The sequence below is a fragment of the Aquimarina sp. BL5 genome (genome assembly GCF_003443675.1).
In the GTDB taxonomy this organism is placed as follows: Bacteria; Bacteroidota; Bacteroidia; order Flavobacteriales; family Flavobacteriaceae; genus Aquimarina.
The window spans coordinates 1,646,066-1,666,035 of record NZ_CP031963.1; the positions used below are offsets into that span (position 1 = coordinate 1,646,066).

The 19,970-nt window shown below is 30.1% G+C and carries 18 protein-coding genes; 12 read left to right on the plus strand and 6 right to left on the minus strand.

The window, feature by feature from the left end:
* The first annotated feature begins 191 nt into the window (after nucleotides 1-191).
* The 8 genes from D1818_RS07025 to D1818_RS07060 all read left to right on the plus strand — a co-directional run bounded on the left by D1818_RS07025 (nucleotide 192) and on the right by D1818_RS07060 (nucleotide 7,989).
* Nucleotides 192-1,349, plus strand: coding sequence for a hypothetical protein (locus D1818_RS07025; protein ID WP_118457380.1), 1,158 nt, complete (start codon nucleotides 192-194; stop codon nucleotides 1,347-1,349).
* Between the two features lie 195 nt (nucleotides 1,350-1,544).
* The gene (locus D1818_RS07030; RefSeq protein WP_118457383.1) at nucleotides 1,545-2,198 is read left to right on the plus strand and encodes a hypothetical protein; all 654 of its coding nucleotides are present in this window, start codon (nucleotides 1,545-1,547) and stop codon (nucleotides 2,196-2,198) included.
* A 200-nt stretch (nucleotides 2,199-2,398) separates the two neighbouring features.
* Nucleotides 2,399-3,022 (plus strand): hypothetical protein, encoded by a 624-nt coding sequence (locus D1818_RS07035; protein WP_120752564.1) that lies wholly within the window; start codon nucleotides 2,399-2,401, stop codon nucleotides 3,020-3,022.
* Nucleotides 3,023-3,275: 253 nt separating this feature from the next.
* A complete protein-coding gene (locus D1818_RS07040; protein ID WP_118457387.1) occupies nucleotides 3,276-4,307 on the plus strand; it encodes a methyltransferase in 1,032 nt (343 codons plus the stop codon).
* Nucleotides 4,308-4,353: 46 nt separating this feature from the next.
* Nucleotides 4,354-4,941 (plus strand): hypothetical protein, encoded by a 588-nt coding sequence (locus D1818_RS07045; protein WP_233558631.1) that lies wholly within the window; start codon nucleotides 4,354-4,356, stop codon nucleotides 4,939-4,941.
* A gap of 200 nt (nucleotides 4,942-5,141) precedes the next feature.
* The gene (locus D1818_RS07050) at nucleotides 5,142-5,987 is read left to right on the plus strand and encodes a toxin-antitoxin system YwqK family antitoxin (protein WP_147406210.1); all 846 of its coding nucleotides are present in this window, start codon (nucleotides 5,142-5,144) and stop codon (nucleotides 5,985-5,987) included.
* A 325-nt stretch (nucleotides 5,988-6,312) separates the two neighbouring features.
* Entirely contained in the window at nucleotides 6,313-7,230 is a 918-nt protein-coding gene (locus D1818_RS07055; protein ID WP_118457394.1) for an SH3 domain-containing protein, read from the plus strand.
* A gap of 330 nt (nucleotides 7,231-7,560) precedes the next feature.
* On the plus strand, nucleotides 7,561-7,989 hold the full coding sequence (locus D1818_RS07060) for a hypothetical protein (protein WP_147406211.1): 429 nt from the start codon (nucleotides 7,561-7,563) through the stop codon (nucleotides 7,987-7,989).
* 621 nt (nucleotides 7,990-8,610) lie between these two features.
* Here the strand turns inward: D1818_RS07060 and D1818_RS07070 are convergent.
* The 6 genes from D1818_RS07070 to tssD all read right to left on the minus strand — a co-directional run bounded on the left by D1818_RS07070 (nucleotide 8,611) and on the right by tssD (nucleotide 15,231).
* Complete coding sequence (locus D1818_RS07070) at nucleotides 8,611-9,453, minus strand: hypothetical protein (protein ID WP_147406212.1); 843 nt, start codon at nucleotides 9,451-9,453, stop codon at nucleotides 8,611-8,613.
* A 177-nt stretch (nucleotides 9,454-9,630) separates the two neighbouring features.
* Entirely contained in the window at nucleotides 9,631-10,455 is an 825-nt protein-coding gene (locus tag D1818_RS07075) for a hypothetical protein (protein ID WP_118457403.1), read from the minus strand.
* A 9-nt stretch (nucleotides 10,456-10,464) separates the two neighbouring features.
* Nucleotides 10,465-11,526 carry a hypothetical protein gene (locus tag D1818_RS07080; protein WP_118457405.1) on the minus strand — a complete coding sequence of 354 codons (1,062 nt, stop codon included), beginning with the start codon at nucleotides 11,524-11,526 and terminating at the stop codon, nucleotides 10,465-10,467.
* A complete protein-coding gene (locus D1818_RS07085; RefSeq protein ID WP_118457407.1) occupies nucleotides 11,519-12,217 on the minus strand; it encodes a hypothetical protein in 699 nt (232 codons plus the stop codon). Before D1818_RS07085 ends, D1818_RS07080 begins: the two co-directional genes overlap by 8 nt.
* Nucleotides 12,214-14,526, minus strand: coding sequence for a hypothetical protein (locus D1818_RS07090; RefSeq protein WP_118457409.1), 2,313 nt, complete (start codon nucleotides 14,524-14,526; stop codon nucleotides 12,214-12,216). Before D1818_RS07090 ends, D1818_RS07085 begins: the two co-directional genes overlap by 4 nt.
* A gap of 9 nt (nucleotides 14,527-14,535) precedes the next feature.
* Nucleotides 14,536-15,231 (minus strand): type VI secretion system tube protein TssD, encoded by a 696-nt coding sequence (gene tssD / locus D1818_RS07095; protein WP_118457411.1) that lies wholly within the window; start codon nucleotides 15,229-15,231, stop codon nucleotides 14,536-14,538.
* Between the two features lie 328 nt (nucleotides 15,232-15,559).
* Here tssD and D1818_RS07100 point away from each other — a divergent pair, with 328 nt between their 5' ends.
* The 4 genes from D1818_RS07100 (at nucleotide 15,560) to D1818_RS07115 (ending at nucleotide 19,923) form a co-directional block, all read left to right on the plus strand.
* Nucleotides 15,560-16,672, plus strand: coding sequence for a DUF2855 family protein (locus tag D1818_RS07100; RefSeq protein ID WP_118457414.1), 1,113 nt, complete (start codon nucleotides 15,560-15,562; stop codon nucleotides 16,670-16,672).
* A 248-nt stretch (nucleotides 16,673-16,920) separates the two neighbouring features.
* Nucleotides 16,921-18,057, plus strand: a complete 1,137-nt coding sequence (locus tag D1818_RS07105) for an AraC family transcriptional regulator (protein WP_118457416.1) — start codon at nucleotides 16,921-16,923, stop codon at nucleotides 18,055-18,057.
* A gap of 104 nt (nucleotides 18,058-18,161) precedes the next feature.
* A complete protein-coding gene (locus D1818_RS07110) occupies nucleotides 18,162-18,749 on the plus strand; it encodes a hypothetical protein (protein WP_118457418.1) in 588 nt (195 codons plus the stop codon).
* A gap of 427 nt (nucleotides 18,750-19,176) precedes the next feature.
* Nucleotides 19,177-19,923: a DUF2071 domain-containing protein gene (locus D1818_RS07115; protein WP_118457420.1), complete on the plus strand. Its 747-nt coding sequence runs from the start codon at nucleotides 19,177-19,179 to the stop codon at nucleotides 19,921-19,923.
* Nucleotides 19,924-19,970 lie beyond the last annotated feature (47 nt).

A 19,970-nucleotide genomic window follows, 5' to 3' on the forward strand; every position in this document is an offset into this window, starting at 1 on the left:
TATATATACGTTCATAGCGGCAAAATAATCAATCGGTTATTTGTTGTTTATTTATGAAGGCACATTGCTTGCAGAAAGTAAAAGCTAGCAATCAATGTGCAAGAAAAACCTGAAAAAAGGTAACATTTTGCTCTACTACGACACTTATATTAAACGTTAGGGCAAATTTGCCAAAAAAACAAAATTAAACTATGACCAAAAAGTTTGTTCTTTTAATTACCTTCTTAATATTCGGATTAAATACTCCATTTGCGCAGAAATCTAAAACAATTGAAAAACTTGAGTTTAAGAATTATGAACTTAAAGTTATATTTTTCGATCCTTACGAAAATTTAGTTTTGGAAAACCCTGAGTTCAAAAATCTTGATTCTCTGAAGCAAGAAGAGGTTTGGAATAAATACATTCTTAATAATGTTATTTATGATTTTCAACTAACTCAAAAAAAGAAGATTATTAAACATTATCTTTTAAAAGGAAATCCATCGAAAAACATTTACCCAAAAAATTTAACGAGAAATAATGTCTATCTGTTAGATATAGTAAATCATAAAAAGAATACTAATTTTTATAGGTTATCAGAGTATTCAAAACTTATTGATAAAACAATCGATAAGTTCAGTTTTTATGGAACACTATTCGAGAATATGGAATTACTGAAAGATAATGAAGGAAAACTAGGCAAAAACCTATTTGGTAGATTTAGACTAAATATTCCTTATTCTACTATCCAGAACAACGTGATGAATTTAATAGGTTTTGACTTATTTGGAGAAATAGAAACCGAATGGATTGCTAATAACGTAGATGAATTTAAAAATTCATTTTTCGATTATCAAGAAAAAATTGATCAATATTTCAAAATCGAAAGAATTAAAAAAATATACGTAAGAACTTATGACCAAAATGGAAATATTCAGAATGAATCTCCAAGACTAAATACAGATAAGGATATCAAATCATATATTGGGAAAATGAACAAAATTGGCGATGTAGTTTCTTTGCCTTTTTTCAAATCAACGGACAAAACGATTTTAATCGAAAAGGATAATTTATCCTCGAAATATAAAGTTGAATTGACAAATAACGCACCAGTTGAAAAGTATTTGGAAAATATTGTGGTTTCAAAAAATTCAGACGGAGAAATTGAGAATATCACAGCGACTCTTTTGTTGCACGGCTCGTCAATTGACAGAGGAGAATATATTGATAGAGAAAATTATATTGCATATTTCAAAACTTTTAAAGCCATGAGATTGCCCTTTAAGATTCTGTATTCGCCATTAACTGACATAGAATTTGAAAAACCACGAATTGAGATTGAACTAGATTATTTATTCCATAAAAAATAAAAAACGTTGCCAAACACTATATCAACAAACTAGGCGATTAGTATTTAATCTAAACGTCATTTCCTTTTGCAATGGCGCTAAATTTTTATAAGTTTAATAAGAAATAAAAATGAATAAATAGATAAATCGGTTCAGGGTTGTTTGCCTTGCTCCTATTCATATATTTGGCGTTATCTCTCATTTTGAAAAAATTAGATGAAGTATCTCATAATCATATCAATTCTTTTTTTTAGTAATTCCAATTTTGGTCAGATAGCTGTCATAAAAGATAAAGATGGTTTTACCAATGTTCGAAAACTTCCAGACTCTAAATCAGAAGTTATATACAAATTAAAAGACTCTGAAATCTTTAGTTATCAAGAATCAGAAAATGATTGGATGACTGTAAATATTTCAAAAAACAGATACCAATTGGGATGTGATGGACAAGATACTTTTGTTGGCTATATTCACAAAAGTCGTATAAGTCCAATTGAAAATATTGAAATATATAAAGGGAATGAGTTTCTTTTCAAATATAAATTAACCAAATTTAATCTTGAAAATAAAGTAACTGACTTTGATGGAAAATGGTTGACGAGAATAAATGGTCGGCATTTTTATGGAACAGACGGAAATATTCCCAAAATAGAAATTGCTGGAATTGACGTTACAATAAATGGAAAAACAATTGACATCCCAGAAGTATTTTATGAAGATCTTTTTGAATGTGATAATGAAGTTACTATTAACAAAAACAAAGATGACTATATAGTCCACCAATGGAACGGCGATGGCGCTGGAGGCTATTTAATAGTTTGGGTATTTGGAAATGAAAAATTAAAACAACGATTTATACTAATACCCTAAAAAACGATTTGCTAACATCATATATGAAATCAGAGCAAAGTTTGGTGCTAAATCAAAAGGTTATTTCCTTTTGCAATGGCACAAGATTTTTATAAATTAATAATGAAATAAAAATGCGCAGATAGATCAATCGGTTCAGGTATGTTTGCCTTGCTCCTATTCATATATTTAACATTGGCAAATATTACAGAATACTCCATATGAAAAAAATAATTACCTTCATTTTTTGTTTGATTTCAAGTCTCTATTCCTGTTCTCAAGAATCACAAATTCAAAATCTAATCTTTACAGGAAAATCAATAGAAGAAGCTATTAAATTTGAAGTAAACCTTAATTCTAAAGTTGACAAAAACTACGCAACAATAGTTTTAGCTCCTGAACTCTATCCGTACGTTGATAAATATGATTTAAATAATCCAAAACAAATTTCAAGAGTTATACCAAATGATTTCCCAGCAAATATCGAATACTACTATGATAAAAATTCGCGAGAAGTAAAATACAGTTCTTATAAATGGGCTTTTTTTAATAGAATAGACGATGAAACATTATTTAACCGAAAAAAACTACAAGAATTGGTTGAGGCAGAATGTGATAAGTTAAATAAATATTCTGACTTCTTTTCAAAGTTGGAACAAATACTTGATAATAAATACTCTTCATCTAAAAAGTCTATTTTAAAAACAGAACCAAAAGAAAAATTGATAGAATGGGAAAACGACAATTCGAAAGCAACTTTAAAGTTGGAGTTTCAAGATTGTAATGATAAAAAGAAATTACTTCCTGGATGGTTTATGATTAGTTTTATAGAATATTCGAAATGATAAATAGGCCCTATTATTGTTATGTTTAATAACATTTGCCAATAAGGTGTATAAATACATAGCTAATCATTACTAAATCAAAAGGTTTATATTTTATTTATAAAGACCACCAAATTTTTAATTTGGCTATAAAAGAAAAAATAAAAACAAAATATAAAAATTCGGCTCTGTGTTTATCCGAAAAGTAACCGCTTATTTTCAGCGTTACTTTTCATATACGTAGTATTATACATTAAGAAAATAAATAGTAATTATGGAAAATAAAACAGTCGTTAAAGAGCAGTTAAATCCTTCTAGAATAATGCAAGTTGGATTAGGTTTCTGGGCTTCAAAAACATTATTATCAGCTGTTAATATGGGTTTGTTTACTCTTTTAGCGAAGGAAGAATCTTCTGGGGAAACTATAAAGAAAAAATTAGATTTACACCAAAGAGGTCTTTATGATTTTTTAGATACTTTAGTCGCATTAAATTTCTTAAAAAGGACAGGGATAAAAGAGTCCGCTACATATGCCAATACTGAGGAAACCAATCTGTTTCTTGACAAAGAGAAGCCAAGTTACATTGGCGGAATGCTTGAACTATCAAATAATAGATTATATCGCTTTTGGGACACACTCGAAGATGGGTTAAAAACAGGCGAGCCACAAAATGGAGATATTTCAATTTTTGAAGATGTATATGCTGACCAGCAAAAATTGAAAGAATTTTTGAAAGCGATGGAAGGTCTCCAAAGTTCTAATTTTAAGATGTTGATCCAAAAATTTGATTTTTCAAATTACAAAACACTTTGTGATATAGGAGGTTCTTCAGGGCATTTAGCTATACAAATAGCAAAAAATAATATTCATATGAGAACCACCATCTTTGACTTACCTCCTTTAGAAATTCTTGCCAAAGAAAATATTTTATCTCACCAATTAAGTGATAGAGTGTCATTTCAAACAGGTGATTTTTTTAAAGACGAATTTTCGGAGTCTGATGTGATTACAATGGGTAACGTTCTTCATAACTGGGGATTAGAAGATAAAAAAATGCTTATCCAAAAAGCCTATGATGCTTTACCAAATGAAGGCGCATTAATTGTAATTGAAAATATTATTGATGATAATAGAAAAACAAATGCATTTGGCCTAATGATGTCATTACAAATGCTAATGGAAACACCCGCCGGTTTTGACTTTACAGCTGCTGATTTTAATATATGGGTACGTGAGATTGGTTTTTCACAAGTTTCAACGATGCCTTTGACCGGAAATACAAGTGCTGTAATAGCTATAAAGTAAAACATTTGCTAACATAAATCAGCACCATTAAAACATTCTACGCAATTTGAAAAACTTACTCAAACTATTAATTCTGAATTTGATTTTTATCTCTTGTAAAGATGAATCAAAAGTCCGATTGACTGAATTGAAAAACCAAGATGTAGAAAAAACGACTGAGCTTATAACTCAGATTTTTGAAGATGAGAAAAAGGGATTTTTATTCACTAATTGTATAACTGAAAAAGCCAGAGGTGTTAATCGTCCAATGGTCTCTGATTTTGATGAATATGTAAAAAACCATCTCAAAATTAAAGACTCCATACATTATAACCTTCAATTAGAATCATATAAAAAATTCATTCTGACTTCTGATATTACAAAAGGAAAAAATATTCTTACACAATCCCAATTTAAAGAATTCGAACGGAAATCTGAACTAGGAGAATTCAAGTTTTGGGATTGGTTAGAAAACAATTGCTCTGATGGATATAGCTCGATTTCTAAACCCATATTCAATGAAAATTATACTTTAGCATATATACAAATCGGAACTGTATGTGGTAGCCTCTGTGGTGGTGGAGAAGAACGCATTTATGAATACATAAATGGTACGTGGATTGAAAAAGAAAATTTTGGAAATTGGGTAAGCTGAACAAAACCTGTGCAGAACAACGTATATGATGCCATAGCGGCAAAATAATCAATCGGTTAGTTGTTGTATATTAACGAAGGCACAATACTTGCAACAAGTAAAAGCTAGCAATCAATGTGCAGGAAAAACCAAAAAAAAAGGTAACATTATGTACAGCTACGATACTTATATGTAGTATCGCCAGTAATTAGATGAAACCAATGAAATTCAGTTTTATATTTTTCTTTATCATTCCTTTTCTATGTTTTAGTCAAGAACATATGATTGTAACTGGAAAATCTCTTGATCGATTTCAATTCGGATATTCTACGCTTTCGGATGTTCGAGAACAGTACAAATCAGAAATAATTACTGATACAATCACGTCTAATTGTCCACATACAGACAAATGTGGAAAATCCATTTATGGCGAATTGAATTCTCTCTTTATCAAAAAACTTGGAATAGTATTTCAGGCAAATTATCAAACAGGTGAGTTAATACATAAAGTTTTATTGTATGCACCTTTTAAAGGAAAAATTGATGCTACAAAAAATATAGAGTTAGGAAAAACGACTGTAAAAGAAATATCTAAACAGTACCCAAAATCAAGTCTTACATCTACTAATGGAAAAAAATACTGGATTATTAAGAATGATCATATTTCGTTTTTAGTTACGAGATTAGCATCTGACAAAAATTATCCAATCGAATTTATCGAAATAGAAAATCGTTTGATAAAAGCTATTATCTTAAACCCTATTAGAGATCTAATGAATGTTGATTTTGAAGATAGTTGCCGAATTCCATTATTCGCACCAAAAACCGAAACACATAGAAATTGTTATGTTTCAAAACGTAAAATCGGATTTTACACCATTAATTTTGGTGGATTATCCAATTATAAAAGTGTGAAAAGTGGATACTGGAAAGAATACTATCCTAATCATATTATTAAAGAGGAAGGAAATTATAAAAAAGGAAAGAAAATCGGAGAATTTAAATACTATGATAAAAACGGAACCCTGATAAAAACAAAAAAGCATCCTCGGTTTTTATTTTGGTAACCATCATAACACTCAGGTAATAATCGATTCTAGTATATTTGCGATAGCCCTGTATTTAAGCTGATAAAATTTATATCCCTACACTCGACTTAATCAAATATCAATATAAATGTGTTGATTGTTGGGTAACATTTTGCACTTTAAAGACATATATATAACCTTGTCATTCATTTCGGAATGTACTCGTAAACGAAAAAACAGGAATTTAAAATACTAATTTTGAACGAGTATACCCTGCAATGATTTTATGCTAAATTCTCACTCCAATGCGGAATGAAAATCATAGCAGAATTTTAACTTGTTTAAAAATCTCAAGCACTTTACCATGAAAAAACAATGCATAATTCTACTAGTTCTTATTTTCTGTAATCATTGTGATGTATGGTCTCAAAGTCAATTAAAAGGTGATGCTTTTTATACTGTTGCTGCTCCAAGTGGTCTTACAGTGAGGAGTAAACCTTCAATAGATGGTGAAAAATTAGGAAAGTTTCCTCTAGGAGAGCATTTAGAACTTATAGAAGATACAGGAAAATTATTATCTATTGTAGATAATGGTTTAGCGGTACATGGAAATTGGTTTAAAGTAAAGAGAATGAACCATAGTTGGGACGACAAACCAACATTAACAGGTTATGTGTTTAGTGGATATTTACTAAAAAACAAGAGCAGACCTTACAATCCTTCTGACGCCACTTCAACCGAAAATTCTACATTAAAATTTAGAAATTTTAATCTTACTTTTTGTTTTTATGAAACGGATACTCGTTATGAAGATTATAATGTTGTAAAAAATGATACGATGTATGTTTATGAAAATGTGTTTAATGAATTAAACGATAAATTAATTCATATTCAGCCTAAAGTAAAAACAGATAAAATTGAATTGTTTTACACATTTAAGGAAAAGGTTTGGGAATATGGAGCAGATGCACTTACTTCTAAAAAATATTATACGTGGCAAGGAAATAGCCCATTTAAAAAACTGCCACTTACAAGAAACATTGCGCTATTCCCAAAAATAGAATATGAAAAGATGGAAACTTCTAGACAAGTAAACTTAAAGTTAAGAGATACTCTGGTACATTATCCTGGAGAAATGGGAGGTACAACAGCAACTATGAGTTATCGTGGAAAACCCTGCGTACATTCAATACCTGATGCTATTTTAAAAATAGTTTTGTATTATAGTAATGGAACTACAGAAGTTAAATATGTTAACATCAACTTGTCATACGGGTGTTAGGATTTTCACAAAGAATTCACTCAAACGAAAAAAAAGTGTAAAACGGAATTTAGCCAATAATTTTAAATAAATCTAAAATAACGAAATTACAACATTATAAAAATCAGTTAGTTTTGTGATACTTATCCTCTAAACATAGTACAGATATAGTAATAGGTATACATTATTATCGCGGACAATTTAGGGAGCATTCTACGAAAACAAAAAATGGAATTATATAAAAGGATTATTGAAATAGTTGACGCGAATCTGATTAACTGTCTGATTCCGATAATTTTGACTTTAATTTTTATCGAACTGATTTTTAAAGACCGATTTGAAGTAAAAAAAGTGTTGAATTTAATTCGCTGGACAATTATTTTCTATACCATTATTACTTGGACATTCTATCTAATCGGAATGGCAACGACTGAAAAACCAGATGAATATGCTTTTATTAATAGAGCGACTGGAGTCTATGCTTGGGCTTACTGGATCATGTTTCTATCTGCTTTGATTTTACCTCTGACTTTATTCTTTAAAAAATTAGCATCAAAATTTTGGTATGTTCTATTAGTGGTATTTGGAATAAAAAGTGGAATGTATTTTGAACGTTTTGTAATCATCGTGACTAGTTTTCACCGTGATTATTTAGATGGAAATAGAAATATTGAATTGATAGATTTATTTGTATTCGGAATTGGAATGATATTCCTACAAGGTATAGTAATTACAATTTTGACTTTAGGAATATTTGAAATAATAAAAAGAAAAAGGTAATATAAAATATTTCTCACACAAATATGTAGTTAATTCTTCCTCCAACGCTCTGATTCATATATTTGGCGTTAGTCAGAATTAAAAAACAAGAACTCTTTGGCTTTTTAATACTTAAATTAATTTTATTAAAAATAATTAAAAAAATGAATATTGTAGACTTCATTATTGGTGCACTATTAGTAAATGCAATGCCTCATCTAATTTTTGGACTAACTAAAACTCATTTTCTTGGGTTATTTGGATATAGTCCTAAAGGAAATATTACGTATGCTGTTCTCCAATTTCTCCTTTGTTGTGTATTATTTTGTTTTAATTATGGCTACAATGAATTACTCAATAATGGATATTTAATTGGTGGTATTACTGTTCTTTGTCTGTATTTTATATTTGGGAAATTTCTAGTCAAATTTTATGGGAAACAACAATCTAAAAATTAGACGAACTGAATTCTTGAATTAAAAATATGAATCGGAAAATCTGGTTTTTAGCTGTGTAGCTATTGTTATTTCTCAGCGCTTCGAAGTAATCTAAGCAATACTATCTGGAACATACAATCCGTGATTATCAAATTATACATTTCTATTTTCGCACAGAAAAACATTTTCTTCTGGCAACACAAAATCATTTAGGAGGAAAAATCATAACGTGTGAATCATAGTCTTTATAATCTTCAAATTTCGTTGAAATAAAAAGAGGCTTATCACTATTATATTCTTGATTCTTTTTAGAAGGTGCTCCTAACCAATTACACTCTTTCAATTCTTTATATCTGGTAAGCCAAGTATGAATTCCTTGTTCACTAAATCCCCATCCAAATTCATTAGCTACCAACAAATCATTAACAACCTCATCATCTGATCCTATAATATAGAAGGCTTCTAAGGGAATATTTGGCTGTTTCCAGACAGGATATGATTTATTCTTTTTATAAGATTTCAGGCAGTGATTATATTCTTTAGCATCGGGATGAATGATTAAATATGCCTTCCAATCAAAGTATTTTACTAAAATATACCCAATACTCCATCCAGCGTGTTCTCTTGATTTCCAGATTTGTTTATGAATCTTTTCTAATCGTTTTTGTTGTATTTGATTTAAACCCGCTTTTAATCCTTCGTATGCATAAATTGTGCAATGCATACTATCTGGTTTTTTAATATGGGGTTGTATTTCCTCCAGATAAGATTGATAAAGAGAAATTCCGGTTTCTAATTTAGTCTCCTCAGCCTGTTGCCTCCAGACGGTACCATAATACCTACTCGCTCCTGTATGGAAATCTATAAGATGTTCATTTTCTATATCCGAAATTTTGTTAATAGCCTGACAAGAATTAAAATATGCGTAATTACCTTTACAGTCACTACATTCTGAGAAATCTTTCTCCAGTCTATCTAAAGTGAATTGATTTTGAGACAAGGCTATACATGAGCAAAGTATAAAAAACAACGTAACCAAAGATCGCATAAAACTTAATTTCTAATATCTTTAAATTTACAAATTTTCGTTGTATCACAGGATATAACAACCCCGTTGATGTTTTTATAAATATTTTTCTTTGTAATTTTTATAATCTTCTAGTCGTTGTACCGTATTCAGTAGGGTTGAATCAAAATTTAAAATGACAATTATAAGGTGATTCAACTAATCTTTATCTTTAATCTGTTTTAAAAACAGACTATCACCTTGATTAGACTTTAAATGCATATTGTTTCCTTTCCAAGTAAAGAAGTATTTAGTCGTGTCTAATTTGATAAGATAATTTTCATTTAAAAAATAACTTGTAAGTGAATATTGCTTAAATTTTATCGAATTATTTATTGTATTATTGGATAGATCAAATGATATCTTCACATCTAAAATTAACTGATCATTATTAAGCAAACTAAATGTTTTATTATACAACGAGATTCTATGAATATTCTCGATCAATGAAGAATTTTTAAAGGGAAAAGTTCCTATACCCGATGAATAAGATATACTATCATTTTGTGCAACAAAACTTATTTCGTTGTTACGCTTAACAATAAAAATAGAATCATTTTTTTTATAGTGATGCTTGTTCCAGTCAGTTAAATAGTATGTACTATCATTTATAACCTTAACTCTAATTTTTCTATAGTCTAAACCTGCGCTTTCAGTATATATTTTTCTATCATTCCAATCTTCTATAAATACAGATTCAAAAGGATAATTTGTCTGATTCCTATTTATGTTATTCACTCCTTTTTCATAAATGGACTTTAAAAATTGAACTGGAATCCAAGTATGTCCATCGACAGTTTTAGGCTTATAATTAATATCCTGATCCGTTATGTAGTTTACAATGCTATCTTTTGATAATTTGACACTATCTTCAGTTATTTTTTTATCTGAAGATGATGTAATGGCTCCGTCTTTATTTTTTTCTTTTTCATTATTACAAGAAATAAGGGTAGCAGCAATAACTATTAGAATTCTATAAAACATATCAATTAGCTAGTCTACAAAAGTTCTTTTCTGTAACTCTCCATCTTTGTAGATTTCGGTATAAAGAAGTTTTTCTTTTTTAAAGTTATTAAATGAATAATACTTCCATTCACCAATTGGTTCACCCCCTTTAAATTCTGCTTCTAAGTATGTACTTTTGTTAACAAAGCCGTTAGGTTTAGTTTCGATCCATTTACCTTCACGCATAGAGTTTTTTACTTCTCCTTGTTCTTCTTTATCTTTATAAGGACCATCTTTGCTATAAAATCGAACGAATTTGCCATTTGGTTTAATTTGCCATTTTTCATTTCTTATATATCCATAGCTTTCCCCTCCAACCATCGCCTGTAATGTAATTATGTAATTCTCATCAATAAACGGATAGACATGATAGGTGTTATATGGCTCATTTGTAATATAATAAACATTTAGCATATCAACCAATTTTCCCTCTTTAGACTTTACTACTAAATCTGCAACGACTACAGGATTATCTCCTTTACATTTTTCTACCTGATTATTACCATAATATTTTGGAAATGTAGTGTAAGTAAAAAGATCATAATCATCAAAACCACTAACTTTACCTATTTTAACAAAAGAACTATAGGGTCTACAATAAAAAGAATTACTATCGGTTTGTTTTGATTTAATACTAGTTACTAATGGAATATCATAGTAGTTATAATTATCACGCCCTGAACTATAACTGATCTTTTCATTGTTGTAAGAGACTTTTATACTATCTTCTTTATTCCAAAGATGAAATATCTGATAATATTTATTGATTTTTTCTATTGTTTTTTCTATTTCTGGTCTTTCCTTCATATTGTAACCAAAAACAATTGAAGTGTCTTTTGGAAATTCAGTTATCATTAATTCTTTTGATCCAAATGGTACTTCATATGTTTTTAGATACTCATTTTGATCATTTATTTGTTTTGAACTATTACTTAAAATCACTTCACTTTTAACAGGTGAGTTATAGGCTTCTTTATTCCCCGAATTATTTTGTTTACAAGAGAGAAAACCTAATAGTATTAAAACTATTATTATTCCATATTTATACATTTACAAACAATCCTTTAGCGTTAACTAAATAACTTTCTTTGTATTGTTTTGTTTCAGGTTTCTCTCCTTCTTTAATAAAGTCATCTTTTTCTTCATCCCAGAAATTCTCTTCTTTTTTATCAATGGTAATTTTGAAATTCTCATCAATAGTAAAGTTATATTCGTAATTTACTTCCCACAAGAATCTATTGTAAATAATAAGATAATCTATTTGTTTTCCTTTTTTATTAAAATTACTCAGTATAAAAAAAACACCTTGTATATCATTCTCTCCATAATACCTAACTAAACTTCCTACAGTTGTGTAGTTATTATTTGTTTTTTTAAATACAGGAAAAAACTCTTTTCCGGTTACATTATAAAAGAAGTCATCAGTTTTTTTCTCTGACTTAACTTCAGTAAATAACTCGTTAGAAAATGCTTTCTTATTTTTTACAATTTCCTCTTCAATATTATAAACCCCTTCATTCTCTATAACCAAATTGGAGATGAATTCACTGGATATTGGAAGGTTAACTTCCTCTAATTTAAAGAAAACAGAGTCTATCAGCTGATTGCTCTGCAAATTTTCGTTGATAACCTTATCTTTTTCTAAGGTTTTAATGTCATTCTTATCGTTTATTGAATAGCTATCTCTTTTTTCTTTACAATTTATGTTTAGAAGAAATATAATTAAAATTAATATTCTCATTTTGAAATAATTTTAGAATGATCAAAACCGGTTAAGTGTAAATGATGATGATGCCTATATTTTACAGTCCCAGTAGTTTTTTTCATGTGTTTAGTGTGAGGTAAAAGAGTCGACACAGTGACTTCTTTCATTTCCTTCTTCTTAGTAGTTGGATTAGTTACCTCTTGCATTACTTTTCGATCAAAGTTTTCCGAGTACATTTTCCCACTTCTTCCCCAACCAAATTTATACAATGCATTATTAAACTTAACTTGTCGATCATAATCGAAATGGAAATCTTGTAAATAAGTTCGTTCTCCATTTTCATTTGTACTTAAATATCTTAAATCACCCTTTTCACCATTAATATGAGATGAACTCCCTCCAGCGGTATTTCCATTTTTGATACTAAAACCATTAAAACCTAAGTCTACTACTGATTCCTCTATCATAGCACCTATTAACCCTGCAAAACAATCAGGATTGATATACCATCGCCCAGAAGAGCTATTCCAAGTGGAAAAACCAAATTTCACATCTCCTAAAGTATAATTTTTTATATCCTTCGAGTATGTTAGTAAAACATCATCATCTTTTTTAGTAGAAAGAAGATTCTTTTTTCTATGTCTCTTTGTACTATGAACTTTTGTTTTACCTAAAACATGTGTTTTGTTCGTTTTATCTATATAGGTATACTTTGCTTTTGCAGGATTATCACAAACCTTTTTTTCTATTTTTCCATCATAAATTATGGAATAAACAATTACAGCCGCTCCTATTTTGAATGACTTGTCATTTTCATTCAAGAAAATTGACTCTGTAACTTCGTTTTCTTTCTCCCTAACTTTTACAAAAACTTCAACTTGTTTTAATTCTCCTTTATCGGGATCTAACTTCTTATCCCAATCATTATACTTAGAAGAATCAACCTTTTGCAATTCTACTTCAGCAACAGCGTAACCATTTTCAACCTTGGCTATTATTTCTGTAATCTCCTTACCATCTTGTAATACAGGTATCGGTTCATCTTTAGCTACTAATAAAGGTTCTTTTTCGAATAATTTAAGAACAACTTCTTTATCATTGATATTATCACATTCTACAACTAATTTTATTTTCTGCCCAATGACCGCATCTTCTAACTTCTCATAATGGTCAACTTTTGTAGTCGGGTTTTTCTCACCTACTTTTTTGCCTTTCTTATTTTTTACATCTGCAAGAGGACCATCTGCCACAACTTCTTCTTTCTCCACTTTTGCAAAAAAAGCATCTTTAATCGTTTCTTTTGGAGTTAATTTAATATTTCCGAATTTGTTTTGGCCATCCGATATTTCAATACCTATGTCTTTAGCATTCGCTATAGTCACATATAATTCTAACTCGTAAGGATCTTGCTTTTCTGGAGATTCTGCGACGTAAGCAAAATCAAAAATAGCCTTATAGGGATCTTGTTGTTCATCAGTTTTTTCGTCAGAAGAAGCATCTTTATAAGTTTCTTTATTACCAACTTTGAATTGCTTAATATGATCTCGCTCTTCTATTTTAAGTTTATTTTCTTTCCAGTCAGCATAATCATCAGATGTTGTCATAGGCGCAGGATTAGGGGTAAGATCTTTATCATAAATATTGGTGTCCAAAGTTTTACCGATTAACCCTAACGTTTTAATATACAAATAAATATCTTCACTATACCCAGTCTCTTCTAACCTTTCTCCATCTGCAGACATCCAATATACTTCTGCAATTTCAGGTTCTGCTAAAACACTCCTCGTAGCAACAGAATTATTGCTGGAACTTAAAGTAGGTTTGTCTATATAAGCTTCAGTTTTAATTCTTTCTCCATCCAACCATTTAGAAAACTTTACTTTCAATTTGATCGTTTTTACTCCATCCTTTTCTTCTGTTATATACTCTGCATAAAGAATTCCTTTTTCATTAATAGATTTATAGTCTTCCTCTTTTTGTTTAGCTTCTTCCTCTGCTTTTGAAGTAAGTAAAAAATCTTCTTGAGCATCTTCTTTTTCTGGTGTTTCCTTAATCTCGAAATTTTTACCCGAGAGTTTATCCTGAGTTTTATCTAACCAAAAGCACCATTTCACATTTTCTTTATCAGCTTCCAACGTACCAGCTTTGGCAACAGTATATTCTTTTACTTCAAAAATATATTCTGTACCAGATTTAAGTTTATTCTCTTCTTTACTTCCATACTTTACCTCATTCGCCTCCGTATCAAAAACCTTTATTGTCTTTACCTTATTGGTTGCAGGGTTTTTTAAAGCTGCCGTAGTGACTTGATTGGATAGATTTCCAGTTTCTGAAATTGTAATCATTTGATCTTGTTAAGCGGTTTGTTCATCAATAATTTCCAAAAGTACTTTTGTGGTATCACCTACAACGGATACATCTGTTAAGATATCGTCTTCTAATCGTTGTCCATTATATTTAAAGTCGTGTTCTCTACTAGACAGGTCAATATCTACCGTCTTTCCATCTCCATCTTTTGTATTTATAACAAGATAGGCTTTTCCATTTTCCAATTCTGTGATTTTATTCCCAGATTCATCTTCAAAATGAGCGGATTCGATAATAAGATCTTTTCTTTCCTCCCTTTCCGTAACCGGAGTCGCATCCTCAAAAGGATTGCTAGGGTTCCAGTTTTTTTCAAAAATCTGACCACGCACCTTCTGTATCCCAGGTGAGAGTATCAACTCCATTTTTAAGGGACTATTACCTTCTGCATTAAATTTTTCTTCTAAATGAACACAATGACAATTGGCAAACTCAAAATCAAACAGCTTGCTGTATCCATCTCGTTTATAAAAACGAACATATCCCTCGTACAGGGTGTGTGTAGAAAACATCCAATCATAGAACAATTCATCGTTCTTAGTAGATTCTATAAGTACACTGATTTTGCCACCTTGTATACTCGTTTTAGGGCGACCATTGGTATCGATCAATTGTCGATACAAAAACGTACTATCCAGTACATTTCGTTCTTCGTCATTAATAAATAGTTTTGCCTGAAAGGCCATAGGCGTGATAATTTGGTATTCCAGAGATGAAAATATCAAAAATAACGTTCACAAACGCTAACAATGCTTATATTTCGACGTAGCGATATTTTCCCGCGACGAAAAGTGTACTATTACTACAATGATGCCAACTGTAAGAAGGTTTTTTTAATTTCAAAAATACCAGAATTATTTTGCACCTGTAGCGAATCACTAAAATAAATGATAAGCAGCCAGCAAGTTTAATGATAACTTTGTTCAGAACGCATTACTGGTTATATTCGTAACTACATATCATTGTTATGATCAATTATCTAAGCTATATTAATCGATAAACAACTTAATTCCAATGGCAACTATTCATGCTTTAGATTTTACAGTAAAGATTGATAAACTTCAAGAATCTGAGTTTGTAGCAAAAACCTATTCTGACGAACTATTATCGAATCAAGTACTTTTAGAAATAGAAAAAAATTCATTTACTTCTAATAATATCACTTATGGTGTCGTAGGAGAGCAAATGGACTATTGGAAATTTTTCCCAACTCAATCTGGTTACGGAATTATTCCTGCTTGGGGGTTTGCTAATGTTATTATTTCTAACCATCCGGATATACAACTGGGACAACGATTTTATGGATACTATCCAATGAGCACTCATTTGTTGGTTACCATTAACAATGTTAGTAGTGAGGGTTTTGTGGATACTACCGAACACCGACAAGCGCTTCCACCAATTTATAATTTTTATTCTAATACAGAAGAAGACCCTACATTCACTCCAGAAACTGAAGAATTAATTTCTATATTTCGGCCATTATTTGTTACATCCTTTTTGATTGATGATGCTTTAGCGGATCAGAATTTTTATAATGCTACACAAATAATCCTAACAAGCGCATCCAGTAAAACTGCTCAAGCGCTAGCATACTTGTTAGCACATAGAAAAAAAGAAAATGGATTGAATTTTACTCTTTTAGGCCTTACTTCACAGAAAAATGTAGAATTTGTAAAACAACTGGGATCGTATGATCAAACAATAAGCTACGATGAAATTTCTCGTTTAGCTATTGATAAAGAATCTATCGTTGTAGATTTTACAGGCAACCATAATCTCCAATTCAGATTACAAAATTTATTGAGTAATAAACTGGTATACAATTGTCTGGTAGGACTTGTTGATTGGCAAAACTTAGAAGGTGAAAATCCGCTACCAAAAAAAGGAGAATTTTTCTTTGCTCCTAAACAAGCAAGAAAACGACAAAAGGAATGGGGTTTGGTAAGATTTCAACAAAAAATTGGAGAAGCTTGGTTACAGTTTATAGATGCTACGCAATCAATCATTTCAATCAAAGAACACATAGGAACGAAAAGATTAAAACAATTATATTTAGATATGTTACGAGGAAAAATTGACCCAAAAAATGGGAATATTGTGCGCTTAAATAAAAAAGAATCATAATTACCCGTTAGGATAGCAGCCCTTATTATTAGAATCGCTGTATGTAACTTTATAAATCTTTATCCGTCTTTAATTATTGGATGAATACGATACAAGACTTTGATATCGAAAAGGAAACACTCCCTTTATTCGACAATACTCTAAATATTTTTTTAGAGCCAAAGTACTTGAAATAGTAAAGTGTATTCTACCCATAGTACAATAACAAAAATGAGTTTTCAATTCTTAAAAAGGGTAAATATTAATTTATGGATTTAATTTTAGATTTCTTTTTAGTTGGAGGCATCTTCACCATTTCCATAATTATAATCCAATTACTAAGAATAAAAAATAAAGAACTACCTCAGAAAATATTAATTGTACTTTTTTTTCTTCTCTTTTTTGTTGCCTTCTTTTTTTACTCATTATTACATGATATTATTTGGCTGATAAGGCTTTTCTTTTTACCTAATGACGTGACTATTGTGATAGTAGGCCCCTTATTATTTTTATATGTAAAATCTTTATTCTTAGAAGAAGAAAATTTAGTAAAGAATACATTAGTTCATTTTATACCCGCTTTACTATTTGCCATTAGTATTACAATTCCAACAATACTATTCAATACCTTCAGGATAGATGAACTTGCATATACGCATACGGATTGGATTCGCACTATTATAAGAATTGATAGTCTATATTTTCTGTTGTATTTATTTATATCATTAGGATTACTATCAAAATATAGAAAGCTGACAAAATATAAATATTCGAATCTAACACACTATGATTTTAATTGGATTAAGATTATGCTTATGTCAGCTATAGGTATTATTAGTATTGATTTAGGGGTTAAGGTATATGAATCATTTTATGGTGATTTTATATGGAATACAGACTTTCTAGTTGTATTAGCTATGATTATTCTAGTTATTTACTTAGGCTATTATGGTGTTAATCAATCTAAAGTATTACTACCTTCTTTTTTATTAAACAATGAGGTAGCATCTGAAATTAGTAAAACAAAAAACAAAACAATTTCGCCCTCAAAAAAGGAAGCATTCGAAACCTTAAGGAACAAACTCGAGTTGCTTTTAGATACCGATCAAACCTATTTCGATCAGGATTTAACATTAGGAAAACTAGCACAAAAAATTTCGACAACGGATAAAATACTTTCTACTATGCTAAATCAATATATGCATACTACATTCTATGATTTAATAAACAAATATCGTGTGCAAGCTGTAAAAGAAAAAATACATTTAGATACATACAAAAATTACAACCTCTTTGGAATTGCTTGCGAATGTGGTTTTAAATCAAGAACCAGTTTTAATAGGATTTTCAAAAAAGAAACTGGACTTTCTCCTTCTGAGTATAAAAAAAGTATGCTGGAAAGGTAGCGCTATCTTTTTTAACATATTATAACATACCAATGCTTCTATTGGTCAATCTAAATCCTTATAAATTCATTGATTTGTGGTCAACTTTATAAAAAGAAACAATGATGAAAAAAATCGTATTGACCTTATTTTTTTGTGTAATTACACTAAGTGCAACATCACAAAATGAAACGGATAAAAAACAACAATCAAGTGTAGAGAAATCAATTTTCGGTATTCAAACAGGATTTGCTGGATTATGGATTTACAATGAATTTAAACTCTCAAACCAAGTTTCGTTGCGAACCGAATTAGGTCTAGAAGCTTATGAGAATGATGATTTTTACCCTGATGCCGGTTTCTTGTTGGTAACAACTACTTCCGTAGAACCACGCTGGTATTACAACCTCAATACCCGTAGTAATAAATCAAAGCGAATAGATGGTAACAGTGGTAATTTCTTTGCTCTTAAAACTACCTTACGTTTGGATGATCTCCTTATCGATTTTGGAGGCGATGACAATGCAAGAATAGTATCTAACCTATCTATAATTCCTACTTGGGGGATTAGACGGAATATAGGAAAGCATTTCAACTATGAAACCGGAATTGGAGTTGGTTATATTCATTACTTTTCTAAAAATTCTGGATTTGCAAAAGACAAAGGAGAAGCCGCTATAAATATACATCTACGTATCGGATACAAATTTTAGCTGTAAAAAAGTTATATAATATTTTGCTTTATCTAAATATATAAAAATCTTTAACTCCGAAGTTGGTTTACCCTCATCTATAACAATGTCGTCTGGTTAACGGGGGATTGAATAAAATGTCACAATGAGCTTGTCGAAGCATAATTGAAATACAAGGTTTAATTAAACGACATTACATTTTATAGTTCGTAAAAAATGTATGTGTATGCAGGAAACTGAGCGATGAATACTCATAAGTTTTCCGGTGACTTATTCTAAACACTTTACGGATATGGTTATCTTCGTAATTGTATATTATCAATTAATGATTAAACTTCGACAAGCTCAGTGTGACAATGCTGATTTTTTTGAGCATAAATTAAAAATATTGATTCGTGAATGCAAAGAATTACAATGGGCAGTTAACTAATGTACACATTACCAAAAAATGAGGATACCAAAGATTAAAGGAATTATAGACCGAAGAATTCTTATCAATTATCAGGTTGATAAGGATGTTCTGGATACTTATTTGCCTGCCCCATTTAAACCTAAATTGGTTAATGGAAAAGGGATAGCAGGTATTTGTTTAATCAGGTTAAAAGAAATACGCCCAAAAGGATTGCCAAAACAAATCGGAATAGCATCTGAAAACGGAGCACATAGAATTGCCGTAGAATGGACAGAAGATGGTGAATTAAAAGAAGGTGTTTATATTCCGAGAAGAGACACCTCATCGAAATTAAATGCAATAGCAGGAGGCACTGTTTTTCCCGGGATTCATCATCATGCCGAGTTTTCTGTTGATGAATTAGATGGCAACTACAAAGTCTCTTTTCTTAGTGATGATGAAACTTTCTTATCTATCGAAGCAAGTGAAACTAATAAATGGAATGAAGATAGTGTATTCGAAAACCTGAATTGTGTTTCTGACTTTTTCGAGAATGGTTCTGTTGGTTATTCACCCGATAAACTGAATTTTGACGGCTTAGAACTCGTTGCTTATGATTGGAAAGTATCTCTCCTGGATGTAAAAAAAGTCCAATCAAGTTTCTTTGAGAATGAAAGCATTTTTCCCAAAGGCTCTGTAAAATTTGACAATGCTCTTTTAATGAGAGACATCGAACACGAATGGATTGGATTAAAAAAAATAAAGCATCAGAACACGGAATGCTCGATGCAAAAGAATTATTAGATAAAATCGAAGAAAAAAAATAAATATGATTTTGAATATTTTCAAAT